Annotated in this window: 14 protein-coding genes; 7 read left to right on the forward strand and 7 right to left on the reverse strand. The window is 48.3% G+C overall.

Annotated elements, in window-relative coordinates:
- Positions 1-29: 29 nt before the first annotated feature.
- The 3 genes from dnaX to recR are packed head-to-tail and all read left to right on the forward strand — an operon-like array spanning position 30 to position 2,605.
- On the forward strand, positions 30-1,661 hold the full coding sequence (dnaX, locus tag ACYQ1O_RS07845) for a DNA polymerase III subunit gamma/tau (protein ID WP_459991107.1): 1,632 nt from the start codon (positions 30-32) through the stop codon (positions 1,659-1,661).
- A gap of 15 nt (positions 1,662-1,676) precedes the next feature.
- Positions 1,677-2,000 (forward strand): YbaB/EbfC family nucleoid-associated protein, encoded by a 324-nt coding sequence (locus ACYQ1O_RS07850; RefSeq protein WP_459991108.1) that lies wholly within the window; start codon positions 1,677-1,679, stop codon positions 1,998-2,000.
- Positions 2,001-2,008: 8 nt separating this feature from the next.
- Entirely contained in the window at positions 2,009-2,605 is a 597-nt protein-coding gene (gene recR, locus ACYQ1O_RS07855; RefSeq protein WP_459991109.1) for a recombination mediator RecR, read from the forward strand.
- Positions 2,606-2,614: 9 nt separating this feature from the next.
- Here recR and rimI read toward each other — a convergent pair whose 3' ends face one another.
- From rimI to ACYQ1O_RS07890, 7 genes are all read right to left on the reverse strand, one after another.
- Positions 2,615-3,154: a ribosomal protein S18-alanine N-acetyltransferase gene (gene rimI / locus ACYQ1O_RS07860; protein WP_459991110.1), complete on the reverse strand. Its 540-nt coding sequence runs from the start codon at positions 3,152-3,154 to the stop codon at positions 2,615-2,617.
- Between the two features lie 2 nt (positions 3,155-3,156).
- Entirely contained in the window at positions 3,157-3,870 is a 714-nt protein-coding gene (locus ACYQ1O_RS07865) for a uracil-DNA glycosylase (protein ID WP_459991111.1), read from the reverse strand.
- Between the two features lie 126 nt (positions 3,871-3,996).
- Complete coding sequence (locus tag ACYQ1O_RS07870; protein WP_459991112.1) at positions 3,997-5,541, reverse strand: 2-isopropylmalate synthase; 1,545 nt, start codon at positions 5,539-5,541, stop codon at positions 3,997-3,999.
- A gap of 242 nt (positions 5,542-5,783) precedes the next feature.
- The gene (pssA, locus tag ACYQ1O_RS07875; protein WP_459991113.1) at positions 5,784-6,524 is read right to left on the reverse strand and encodes a CDP-diacylglycerol--serine O-phosphatidyltransferase; all 741 of its coding nucleotides are present in this window, start codon (positions 6,522-6,524) and stop codon (positions 5,784-5,786) included.
- A 208-nt stretch (positions 6,525-6,732) separates the two neighbouring features.
- Positions 6,733-8,043: a hypothetical protein gene (locus ACYQ1O_RS07880; RefSeq protein WP_459991114.1), complete on the reverse strand. Its 1,311-nt coding sequence runs from the start codon at positions 8,041-8,043 to the stop codon at positions 6,733-6,735.
- Positions 8,044-8,332: 289 nt separating this feature from the next.
- Positions 8,333-8,845, reverse strand: a complete 513-nt coding sequence (locus ACYQ1O_RS07885) for a retropepsin-like aspartic protease family protein (protein WP_459991115.1) — start codon at positions 8,843-8,845, stop codon at positions 8,333-8,335.
- A gap of 61 nt (positions 8,846-8,906) precedes the next feature.
- Positions 8,907-9,734, reverse strand: coding sequence for an undecaprenyl-diphosphate phosphatase (locus ACYQ1O_RS07890; protein WP_459991116.1), 828 nt, complete (start codon positions 9,732-9,734; stop codon positions 8,907-8,909).
- 208 nt (positions 9,735-9,942) lie between these two features.
- On the opposite strand from ACYQ1O_RS07890, the gene ACYQ1O_RS07895 reads away from it, so the two are divergent.
- The 4 genes from ACYQ1O_RS07895 to ACYQ1O_RS07910 all read left to right on the forward strand — a co-directional run bounded on the left by ACYQ1O_RS07895 (position 9,943) and on the right by ACYQ1O_RS07910 (position 12,553).
- Entirely contained in the window at positions 9,943-10,464 is a 522-nt protein-coding gene (locus ACYQ1O_RS07895) for a DUF1097 domain-containing protein (protein WP_459991118.1), read from the forward strand.
- Positions 10,465-10,633: 169 nt separating this feature from the next.
- Positions 10,634-11,134 (forward strand): Fe-S cluster assembly transcriptional regulator IscR, encoded by a 501-nt coding sequence (gene iscR / locus ACYQ1O_RS07900; RefSeq protein WP_459991119.1) that lies wholly within the window; start codon positions 10,634-10,636, stop codon positions 11,132-11,134.
- On the forward strand, positions 11,121-12,218 hold the full coding sequence (locus ACYQ1O_RS07905; protein ID WP_459991120.1) for a cysteine desulfurase family protein: 1,098 nt from the start codon (positions 11,121-11,123) through the stop codon (positions 12,216-12,218). Before iscR ends, ACYQ1O_RS07905 begins: the two co-directional genes overlap by 14 nt.
- An 8-nt stretch (positions 12,219-12,226) precedes the next feature.
- Positions 12,227-12,553, forward strand: a complete 327-nt coding sequence (locus tag ACYQ1O_RS07910) for a HesB/IscA family protein (RefSeq protein ID WP_459991121.1) — start codon at positions 12,227-12,229, stop codon at positions 12,551-12,553.
- The last annotated feature ends 14 nt before the right edge of the window (positions 12,554-12,567 follow it).

Raw genomic sequence — 12,567 nt, forward strand, 5'->3', positions numbered from 1 at the left:
AATCTCGCAAAAACTCCTTCGAGCCTGCCATGAGTTATCAGGTTCTTGCCAGAAAGTGGCGACCTCACTATTTCAATCATGTGGTTGGTCAAGACCACGTCGTCAAATCCTTGCAAAACGCCTTGCAGCACAACCGTCTGCATCATGCTTACCTGTTTACTGGCACACGTGGTGTCGGCAAAACAACCCTCGCCAGAATCCTTGCTAAAGCCATCAATTGCGAAAATCTGCAAGATTTCAATCCTTGTGGTCAATGTGCCATTTGTGTTGCCTTTGATGAAGGCCGGTTTTTAGACTTGGTTGAAGTGGATGCCGCGTCCCGCACCAAAGTTGAAGATACCCGCGATTTGCTCGACAACGCCCAATATGCCCCCAACCAAGGCCGTTATAAAGTCTATCTGATTGACGAAGTCCACATGCTGTCCGGGCATAGCTTTAACGCGTTGCTAAAAACCTTGGAAGAGCCGCCTGCCCACGTCAAATTTTTATTGGCGACCACCGATCCGCAAAAACTCCCCGTTACGGTCTTATCGCGTTGCTTGCAGCTCAACTTAAAAAGCCTGTCGCCCGCGCAAATTTTTCAGCAATTTGAATACATCTTAAAAGAAGAAAGCATTGTTGCCGAAAGCCTTGCCTTAAAAGTTTTGGCGCGCGCCGCCGCTGGCAGTATGCGTGACGGCTTAAGCCTTTTGGATCAGGCCATCGTATTTGGTAACGGTCAAGTGACCGCCGATGATGTCAATGCCATGTTAGGTACGGTTGCCCAACAACCGGTCGAAAATTTGCTGACCGCTTTAACGCAAGCCGACGCCAAAACCATCCTCGACAACATTGCCGAACTTGCCGACACCGCCGTTGATTTTGGCGCCGTCCTGCAACAACTATTAGTGGTTTTGCACCGTGTGGCGTTGGTGCAGCAAGTGCCTGGTGCCATTGCGGATGATTTCGACAAAGACACCATCGAAGCGCTTGCCGGGCGGCTGAGTCCGGAAGATGTGCAGCTGTTTTACCAAATTGGTCTGATGGGGCAAAAAGACTTGGACTTAGCACCCGAACCGCGCATGGGTTTTGAAATGGTCATGTTACGGATGCTGGCTTTCAAACCGGCTACTGTTGAAGCGGTTGCCAAATCGCCAAAGCCCAGTTATCCCGTCAACAATACTCCGACAGAAGCACCAGCGGTTAAGCAACCAACCAGCAGCCCGCAGCCGCCACCCAAAATTGCCGAATCGACACCACCACCTCCTGCCGCTGCTGCTTTGCCGGTTAGGGAAGCGTCCGTCAAAACCATGGACAATTGGCAAACCATGATAGAAAACATGGGGCTGACCGGTTTGGCGCGCGAGCTGGCAAATCATTGCGTATTGCAGCATATCGACGATCATGTCTGTAAATTGGTGATTGACCCAGGACACATCCGTAGCCCGCGCAGCGAAAACACCTTGCAAGAAGCGTTGCAGAAGTATCGGGGCAGTCCGTTAAAATTGCAGATAGACACCCAAACCAACATTGCGGACGCAACGCCCGCCGCGCAAATCGCCAAAGCCCGCGAAGACCGCCAGCAAGCCGCTGTCGATGCTATCCAAACGGATCCTAACATCCAGGCGTTAAAAGAACATTTTGATGCCAGAATTATTCCGGGCACGATCACGCCCGTTTAGCTTTAAGGAGAGACTATGAAAAACCCACTGGGCAATTTGATGCAACAAGCCCAAAAAATGCAGGAAGACATTAAAAAAGCCCAAGAAGAACTGACGTTGATGCAAGTTGTTGGCGAATCGGGTGGCGGCCTTGTCACCATCATCATGACTGGCAAACGCGAAGCCCGCAAAGTCACGATCGACCCCTCTTTGGTGGGCGAAGACAAGGACATGCTGGAAGATTTAGTTGCCGCAGCCATTAACGACGCCGTCAATAAAGTCGCCAAAATGAAAAAAGAAAAAATGGCAGAAGTGACCGCTGGCTTGCCATTGCCGCCTGGTTTCCAAATGCCATTCTAAAACCGGCTATGCAAAGAAAAGGCCTGCTAGGACAACTTATCCAAAATCTATGCTGCTTGCCTGGCGTAGGTAACAAATCTGCCCAGCGCATGGCCTTTCATCTGCTGCAACGTGACCGTAACGGCGGTTTGCGGTTGGCGGAATCCTTATTGGAAGCCATCGAAAAAATTGGTTATTGCCAACATTGCCGCATCCTGACCGAACAAACCGTCTGCGATATTTGCCAAGACGACGGGCGCGACCAAAGCCAAATATGCATTGTCGAAAATTCATCCGATGTCTGGGTTATCGATCAGGCCAGCGTATTTAAAGGCCGATATTTTGTCCTGCATGGGCGCTTGTCGCCTTTGGATGGCATCGGCCCCGATGAGTTGGGCATGGATAAGCTGGAGCCGTTGCTAAAAAGTGGTGCAGTAAAAGAGCTGATTTTAGCCACCAACTCCACTGTTGAAGGCGAAGCTACGGCCTTTTTCATCAGCCAATTGGCAAAAAAATATCAAGTTCCCGCCAGCCGTATCGCCCACGGCGTGCCGATGGGCGGGGAGTTGGAATTTATCGACAGCAGCACCTTAATGCATGCCTTTAATGGACGCCGTGAAGTTTAGGTTGGCAGCTTAGAACAAGTGCAAGGCCAGCATAATGGCATCTTCGCGACCATTCTCGGCGGGGTAATAATCCTTTCTGATGGCAATTTCGTTAAACCCAGTATTTTGGTACAAGGCCAAGGCTCTTGGGTTTGACGGGCGCACTTCCAAAAACACCGTTTCTGCCTTGCCCCGCGCGGTATCTATCAAATGTTCCAGCATTTTCCGTCCAATCCCTTGTTTTTGTTCGGCAGGGTCAACGGAAATATTCAAAATGTGCGCCTCGCCCACCGCCATCGACATCAGGCAATAGCCCAAGATTTTGTCGTCTTCCTCACACACCCAGCAACTGTAACCGGCTTTGAAACAGTCGGTAAAAATATCCACTTCCCACGGGAAAGGGTAGTTCTGCCTTTCGATAGCCAGCACTTCCGGCAAATCGGTTTCGTTCATTTTTCTTAAGCGCAGCAAATCTTTTCTCTCTACAGAATCGGGGAATAGCTTGGCATAAAATTCCCTATCGGCATCATAAACCAGGGCGTTTTTGATATGGTCGAGTAATCCGCGCATTGTTAGCCTTTGTTTGCTTTAAAAGTTTGTACTGCAAATTGCAAGTCTTCCCACGCTTTGCGTTTTTCCAACAAGGAACGCAGCAAATAAGCGGGGTGATAGACTACTACAAGCGGCAGATTATCTAAAGTGTGAACTTTTCCACGTAACTTGGAAATCGGCATATCGGTTTGCAACAATTTTTGCGCGGCAATGCGGCCTAAAGCGACGATGATTTTCGGTTGGATCAGTTGGATTTGTTGTTGCAAATACGGATGGCAGCTGGCGGTTTCGTCCGTGTGCGGATCACGATTGCCAGGTGGGCGGCATTTTATGACATTGGTGATGAACACCTCTTCACGATCCAAACCAATCGCGCGGATCATTTCCGTCAGCAAAGTACCGGCCTTACCGACAAACGGCTTGCCTTGCTCGTCTTCGTGCTGGCCTGGACCTTCGCCAATAAACAACCAATCGGCCTGACGGCTGCCCGTGCCGAACACCGTTTGGGTACGGGTTTCGCACAGACCGCAGCGCGTGCAAGCAGCCACTTCGGCTTCCAAGGTTTGCCAATCGGTCGATGGCGTAAAGCTTTGGCTAGGTGGGGGCAGGGCAGGTTGCGTTTGGGTTTCAACAAACGATGGTGGCGTTTCGACAGTCTCGACGGCGGCAGCTCTTGGCAGCCAAACGTCGATGCCCATGGTTTGTAGATAGTGTAGCCGGTTGGGGGTGTTCATAATCGTTATGATGTTGATTATGCTGATTTGATGTCGGGTTAGATTAAAAAACTAATCCGATGCCAAAAGAAATCGCTTAGCGAGTTGGGCTAACTTGCGTCAGCCCAACAAAACATCCGCATTTGACTAGACATCACCTTTTTGTGGATGTCTGCGCTGGTCTGGGCTTTGCAATTTGTTGACGGCATTGATGTAGGCTTTTGCCGAGGCGATGACGATGTCGGTATCGGCACCTAAGCCGTTAACGATGCGTCCGGCTTTTTCCAAGCGTACAGTGACTTCACCTTGGGCATCGGTGCCGTTGGTGATGTTGTTGACCGAGTACAATGCCAAAGTGGCATTGGTTTTGACCAATTTTTCGATGGCTTTCAAGCTGGCATCCACCGCACCGCCGCCTTCGGAACTGCCGATGACTTCTTCGTTGTTCAAACGCAAAGTGACGGTCGCGTTGGGGATTTCACCGGTTTCTGAGCAGACTTTTAAGGCGATCAATTTGATGTGTTCTTGTTCCGAAGCCAAATCCACTTCAGAAATCAAGGCTTGCAAATCTTCGTCGAAAATTTCGTGTTTTTTGTCTGCCAATTGTTTGAAGCGGGCGAAAGCATCGTTTAATTCAGCTTCCGAGGCAAATTCAAAACCCAATTCGGTCATGCGGCTTTTGAAGGCGTTACGGCCTGAATGTTTGCCCAATACCATGCGGTTAGCGGACCAGCCGACATCTTCAGCGCGCATGATTTCGTAAGTTTCGCGGCTTTTCAAAACGCCGTCTTGGTGGATGCCTGCTTCGTGCGCGAAAGCATTGGCACCCACGATGGCTTTGTTGGGTTGGACGGGGAAGCCGGTAATGGTGGAAACCAATTTTGAGCAGGTCAAAATTTCGCGGGTGTCGATGCGGGTTTGGCAGTTGAACACGTCGTGACGGGTTTTGACCGCCATGACCACTTCTTCCAAAGAAGCATTGCCGGCGCGTTCGCCTAAGCCGTTGATGGTGCATTCGACTTGGCGTGCGCCGTTCATGACGGCTGACAAGGAGTTGGCAACCGCCAAACCCAAATCGTTATGGCAATGCACCGAGAAGATGGCTTTGTCTGAATTGGGGATGCGTTGGATTAAGTTGGCGATGGTCGCGCCAAATTGTTGCGGGATGCTGTAGCCGACGGTGTCGGGGATGTTCAAGGTGGTTGCACCGGCGTTGATGACGGCTTCTAAAATACGGCACAAAAAGTCTTCGTCGGAGCGGCCTGCGTCTTCGGGTGAAAATTCCACATCGTCAGTGTATTGGCGGGCACGTTTGACGGCGCGGACGGCGTGTTCGATGACCTGTTCTGGGGTCATGTTCAACTTCATCTGCATGTGGATGGGCGAAGTGGCGATGAAGGTGTGGATGCGCGAGCGCGCCGCCCCTCTCAAGGCTTCTCCGGCGCGGTCAATGTCGTTGTCCAAGGCTCTTGCCAAGCCGCAAACGGTGCTGTCTTTGATGACTTTAGCGACTGCTTGCACAGATTCAAAATCGCCAGGGCTGGCAGCAGGGAAGCCTGCTTCGATGACATCGACCTTCAATCGCTCCAAGGCTTTGCCGATGCGGATTTTTTCGTCGCGGGTCATGGATGCGCCGGGGCTTTGTTCGCCATCACGCATGGTGGTGTCAAAAATTATCAATTGGTCTTTCATAAAAATTCCATACAAGTGGAGCCGTCAACTTAAAGTTGATGGAAGTAGAATAGGCGAGTTGTAATGTACGAAAGTAAGATAGAGATGCCCATCAGGGCAGCAATCTTAAAGACAGGCATAAGGCGAGGCGCAACGCGGCAGCTGCACCGTTTATGCTGGCTGGGAGAGGCGAAAAAGGGAAAATTCTGATAGTAATCATGCCGCTGACTATACCCGATTGGCCTTAAGCCCTCAAGCAGATTTTACCCCTTACGGCCTTGCAGTTTACGTTTGCGGCCGACTAAAGTTATGATCGGACCGGAAATGGCGTAACCCAAAAACAGCAGGAACAGCATGGTTTGGGGTTGTGCCATGATGAAGGCGATGCCCAGCATAATAGCTATCGAGACAAAAAAGGGAACGCGCCGTTTAAAGTCGATTTGCTTAAAGCTGGAATAACGGAAATTGCTGACCATTAACAGGCCGGTGCTGATGGTTAGGATAACGGCAAGGTATTTCAGCATGCTGACATCGTAGCCGTGTTCGATGCTGATCCAGATGAATCCCGCCAAAATGGCGGCAGCGGCTGGGCTGGGCAAGCCTTGGAAATAGCGTTTGTCGGCGGTTTCAATTTGGGTATTGAAGCGGGCCAAGCGCAATGCTGCGCCCGCGGTGTGTACGAATGCGGCAAATAGCCCTAAGCGTCCAAGGCTGTAAAACGCCCACAAATACATGACCAAAGCGGGCGCAACACCGAAGGCGACCATATCCGACAAGCTATCATACTGTGCGCCAAATTCGCTTTGGGTGTTGGTCAGGCGGGCGACGCGCCCATCCAGGCCGTCTAAAATCATGGCGACAAAAATGGCGATGGCAGCAGTTTCGTAACGTCCGTCCATGGCGGAGGTGATGGCATAAAAACCTGAGAATAAGGCTCCAGTGGTAAATAAATTGGGTAAAAGATAAATGCCACGGCGGCTGATAAGGTTTTTTTCGGCGTTCATGTTGTGATTCTGTCCTAAGTAAAAGGCGATAAATGGGAGGATTATACCTTGCAGCTTTTGGCCTTACCTAGGGAATCGCTGAACAAATCTTATGAAAGGCAATTGTGGTGTTTTGTTCCTTCTTGCGTACGTCCGCTTAAATGCGGATTCAGTTTGCAACCGGTAGGGAAAAGAATCACTAACAGGATTTCCAGAATTGAGTAAAAGGTCAGTAAGAAAAAGAAGTGTTCATTCCATATGCGCTATCAATGCCTGTTGCGACAGTGTACTTGAACCCAAGTTTGAATTCAGTGCCAGCCACTTTGTCTTTGCCCATTTTTATCAATTTGGCTTTGTCCAAATTCACAACATTTTCTGCGGTTTCCCATACATCCAATTTGAATTTTGATTTCGATTTTGTTCTTAAACCAATATCAAAACCTATCTCCTGCTGGCTATCAAGTGCCAAAGTTGCACCGGACAGGCGTGTATCGGCAAAGGTAATGTCCGCCATTAGCGTGCGCCCGAGCAGCTTGTAATTAAAATCTTTAACAAATTGCATTCCGTTACGGTAAATACTGTTGGAGATGGTGGGGATTTCAATGAGGTTGCCATTCACCCTGACATCGGTATAGGCGGTAATTGAAGTGACCGTGTAGTAATTGTATTGGTTTTGAATAATTATAGAGTAACCATTCCCAAGCGGTATCCCTAGGTTGCTTTGCAGGCCGCCGGAATAAATGACACTGGTTTCAACATTGTTTTGTTCTGAGCCAATCGCGCCAATACGGAATAGCGGCACCAAATCCCATTTGAGTTTTCCGGTGCTGACATAATTGGAAACGGGAACTCGCAGGCCAAGACCTAAGGCTCCGCTAAACGAAGAGACACCTTCTGTGTCGATATAAGTCAGCGGCACATTCAATAGCACTGCCCATCCCTTTTTTATTTCCTTGTTATAGTTAACAGGAATATTGTAGACGTCGGCTGTTTTTCCGTTGGCATGGTAGCTGGAAAACCCCGTCAATACGGTCAAATGGTTTTCCCGTTCTTCACCAACCAATTCTTTCAGTACATTGGCACTGAATCCTGAGCCATCAATTGCGCTGTCCAAAGAGGGCGTTCTGACGATATAACCTGAAACGCCACCGATGGTTGAAAGGGGGGATTTTTCGTTGATGGCTTTAAAGATTTGTGCCGAGTTATTTTTTGCCCAATCTTCCAATAATTTCAAGCTTGCTTCCCGTGTTGCTCCAGAAAACGTTTCATGGATGCCCAAAGATTGCGCATCCAAACTTAAAACTGTGGAATTGTTTTCTGTGCTGACAACAAAAGCGTTGCCTTGAATATCCGATATCGATACTACCTGTGGTAATTCACCACCTTGGTTGTAGTCGGGGTCGATCAGGATTTGTTTGTTTAGCATATTGCTAAATTCGCTTTCTGAGGAAAAGCGGTATTGCTCGGTAATTTCGTGTCCATCTTGATAGCTAATTACTACTTTTGATGTGACCGGTGCAAAGTCTCCGGCAAAAGCCATGTTGCAAAGCAAACAAATTGATAAGGCTAACCCGTTAAAGGCAAACGGTTTTATGGTTGGATATTTGTTGTTAATCAATGCTTGTTGCATCTGCATCCCCCTTAGTTTTGTTGTAATTCAATTTCTTCGGCACATACATTGTAGTATCAGTTATAAAAAGTAAACAGTTTGTGCCTAGATACGAATACACTGCGCCAGCGAGGGTGATAGCGTCATTCTGTATTGTTTTTGACAGCATTTAGCTGAGCAATTGCCGAAAGTGGATGGAAAAGTTGATGCTTAGGTACGTTTAGTCGAGATCGGCAATTCTCATGGTATTGCCTTGTTGGGTGATTTTAAATTTTTCTAAGATGTTCATACCCAATAACGGGCTGCTTAAATTGGGCACAATCGCGACATCCACTTCTTTTAAGGTAAACGAACCAAACTTTAGCTTTTTAATGATGCCGGTACACGCCAAAGATGCGCCGTTGGCGGTTTCCATTAATATTTGTTTTTTGCAGGTGATGTCCGCCGACTCAGCCAACGACAACGGCAAACTGACCAGGGTTGCGCCGGTATCGACCACAAACTTGACCGGAATGCCATTTACTTCACTGTCTAAAAAATAATGCCCGCCGTAGCTTTGCTCCAAAACCAATGGGATATTGGTTTTTCGTGTTTCAACCGGTGCTGTCCAAGAAGTCACCGCTTCGGTATTCTCTGCACAAGGCGCTTTCTGGTAGGTGTATTCGCCATCAGGCTTTTTACATTTGATAATGGTTCGATCAGCAGAAGCGTCAATGCTAAGCAATAATGCCATAAGTAAAAGGGATGTATTTTTTAGCATGGTTAACCTTGTGTCTGATGCCGAATAAGAGGGTTTAGTTGACGGTCCATTCCACCAAGCCGCTATAAGAAGTCGCCAAAACTAACAGCCCGAAGATAATCCGGTACCAGGCAAAAACGACAAAGTTATGTTGGCTGATGTAGCGCAGCAAGGCTTTTATTGCCAGCAAGGCGCTTAAAAAAGCGGCGACTAAACCGATTGAAAAAACGGGCGCATCGGTAGCCAAATCTAACAGTTCTCGGTTTTTGTACAAGTTATAAGCGCTGGCAACCACTAAGGTGGGAATCGCCAGAAAAAATGAAAACTCTGTTGCGGCTTTTCTGGACAGGCCAAATAAGAGGCCGCCAATAATGGTTGATCCCGAACGCGACGTGCCGGGAATAAGTGCAAAGGCTTGTGCCAAGCCCAGCTTTAAGGCATCTAATGGGGTCAGGTCGTCCACTTCATGGATGCGGATTTTATGCTCGCGCTTTTCTGCCCACATGATGACCAATGCGCCAATAATAAAAGCCAAGGCGACGGGTACGGGTTTAAACAGTTGGGCCTTAATGGTATTGCCGAACAAAAATCCCAACCCCGCTAAAGGCATAAACGCAATCATTAAATTTAAAACAAACTTTTGTGCGGCACGTTGTGTGGGCAGGCCGATCACAACGCTGGCAATTTTGCGTCGATATTCCCAGCAGACGGCCAAAATTGCGCCAACTTGGATTACGATTTCAAAAACTTTACCTTTTTCGTCATTAAAATGCAGCAAATCGCCGACTAAGATTAAGTGTCCGGTGCTGGAAATGGGCAAAAATTCGGTTAAGCCTTCGACAATGCCCAAGATAATGGCTTTAAGTGCTAGAATCAGATCCATAGTGATGTAAGATTTTTTGAAAAATAAACATCAATAATAGAACAATCACCCCAATTCAGTATCATTTTTGTGCCGGCTTCTAGGCGTTAGTAGGGGTAAGTTACTGGCGGCAAGCCAATTTAGTTATCGAAAACGCCGAGTTTTGCAGCTCCGCCTCAATGCAAAGCTTGGCAATTTTATCAATGAGGTGTCAATGTGGAGATTTACAATGAATAAACTAACAGCCCTTTCTTTAAGCATCGGCGCTTTGTCTGGCGTGGCAACTTTTCTGGCGGTAGGTCCTGCGAGCGGCGTCTTTTTTATCTGGGCGGCAACGATTGCTTGGGCGGCGTACTTCTTTTTGGGTGCGACTAAAGAAGCGTTGGTCAACACCATCGTTTGCGGTATTTTCGGTGTGGTGATGGCTTGGGTAACGGCGTTGTTGTTGACTGAAATTTCACCGGAAACACTGTTGGGCTTCCCGATTATGGCGGCGTTTACTGTGTCGGTATCGGTTGTGGTGTTGTGTTTGGCTGCAAGCATTCCGCAATTGGCCTGTATTCCTGCCAGCGTCTTGGGCTATTCTTCAACCTTTGCCTATTTATTGCAAACGGCTGATAAATTGAACAAAGAAGTGTTGTTGGGCGTTTCTTTGGACAACCCGTTAGTCGTCATTTCTTTGTCTATTGTCATTGGCACTTACTTTGGTCAGTTGTCTGGTGTTTTGGCTGCCAAATGGACTAAAGCATAAGCTTGTCCTATCCATTCGATAAACAACATCCTGTTATAGGGTGTTGTTTACGTTAAGTGCAACTTAAAAACTCAGCCTAAAAGCACATGAATTGTAAGCTATATTAATTGACTAATTTAGTGGGTTAAGTATAGTAACAAGCAACTGTATATGTTTTGGGGAATTTACTTTGCGCTTAACCACTAAAGGCCGTTATGCGGTCACTGCCATGCTCGATTTGGCTTTCCATAGCCAAAAAAAACCGGTCACGTTAACGGATATTGCTACCCGTCAGACCATTTCTTTATCTTACTTGGAACAATTGTTCGCACGTTTACGCCGCGCCGGAATGGTTAAAGGTGTACGCGGCCCTGGCGGTGGATACAAGTTGTGCCGTAAAGCCAGCGAAATCAACATTGCCGACATTATCCACGCCGTTGACGAGCAAATTGACTCCACCAAATGCGGTGGCGAAGCCAATTGCCAGAAACATCAAGCATGCTTGACGCACGAGCTTTGGGTAGGCTTAAGCGAACAAATCCGTGATTACCTAAAAGGCATCACGTTGGCAGAATTGCTGGACAAACACCACGTGCAAGAAGTGGCAAGGCGGCAAGATTTGGAAGCCCAGCACGTTATTGAAGTCCATCGCCACCCCGAATTTAATCCGACAATGAATGATCTATTTTGATCACAATGCCACCACGCCGCTTGATGCGCGCGTGCTGGCGGCTATGTTGCCTTATCTGCAAAGTTTTTACGGCAACCCTTCCAGTTTGTACCGGCACGGCAGATTTGCCCGCACAGCAATTGATACGGCGCGTGAGCAGGTTGCCGTCTTAGTTGGCGCAACCGCCCCGCAAATCGTGTTTACCAGCGGCGGAACGGAAGCCAATCACTTGGCTTTTTCGGTTTTGACAAAGCCAGCGCGTTTTGCGGTTTCTGCCATCGAACACCCTTCGGTTTTCCAACAAGCCATGCGCTTACAAAGTCTGGGTCATGAGGGCATGATCATACCGGTTAAACAAAATGGTTTGCTGGACTTTGACATTGATGCTGTCAAACAGGCCAAACCCGAACTGGTATCGATGATGATGGTCAACAACGAAACCGGTGCCATTCAAGATGTCGCCCGTTTTGCCCAAGCGTTACATGGCGACGGCATTTGGGTGCATACCGATGCGGTACAAGCTTTGGGTAAAATACCGCTGAGCTTTAATGATTTGCCAGTGCATATGATGAGCCTTTCCAGCCATAAAATTTATGGGCCGAAAGGTTGCGGGGCTTTGGTGTTTGAAAAATCCGTTCCGCTCAACCCCCTGTTTGTGGGTGGCGGACAAGAACAAGGGTTGCGCGCTGGTACTGAAAATGTCGCCGCGATTGTCGGCTTTGGTAAAGCTGCCGAATTGGCAAAAGCCGAACTCGCTGATCGCCAACACCATTTGGCAACACTTAAGACGATTCTGGAAGCAGGCTTGAAAGCCTTGCCTAAAGTCACTCTATTTGCCGAACACTCACCCCGCGTTGCCAATACCGTCCAGTGGGGTGTCGAAGGCGTGGATGGCGAAATGTTGTTGATGAAGCTCGACCAAAAGGGAATTGCCGTTTCCAGCGGTTCCGCCTGCGCCAGTGGCGGCAGCGAACCCAGCCCAGTATTGGTGGCGATGGGTTATGCGCCGGAACAAGCCAAAACCGCCGTCCGCATCAGCTTGGGGAAAGATAATACCGAAGCCGACGTGTTAACATTTTTAAACGTTTTAAAAACATTGATTTAGAGGTTCTTATGTCCGTTACCCTTACTGAAAGTGCTGCCCGCCAAATCCAAAAACAACTGAGCAAACGCGGCAAAGGCATCGGCTTAAAATTAGCCGTCAAAAAATCCGGTTGTTCCGGCTATGCCTACACGCTGGATTATGCCGACCAACTCAATGACGACGATACCGTATTTGAAGCTTTCGACGTCAAAGTGATTGTGCCTGCCAGCGACATGCCTTTTTTGGACGGCATCCAATTGGATTATCGCCGCGAAGGCATTAACGAAGCTTTCCGTTTTGATAACCCCAATGTCAAAGCCCAGTGCGGTTGCGGGGAAAGCTTTAGCGTGTCTTAAGCCCTCAAATTAAT

This window comes from Methylosoma difficile, assembly GCF_054657615.1.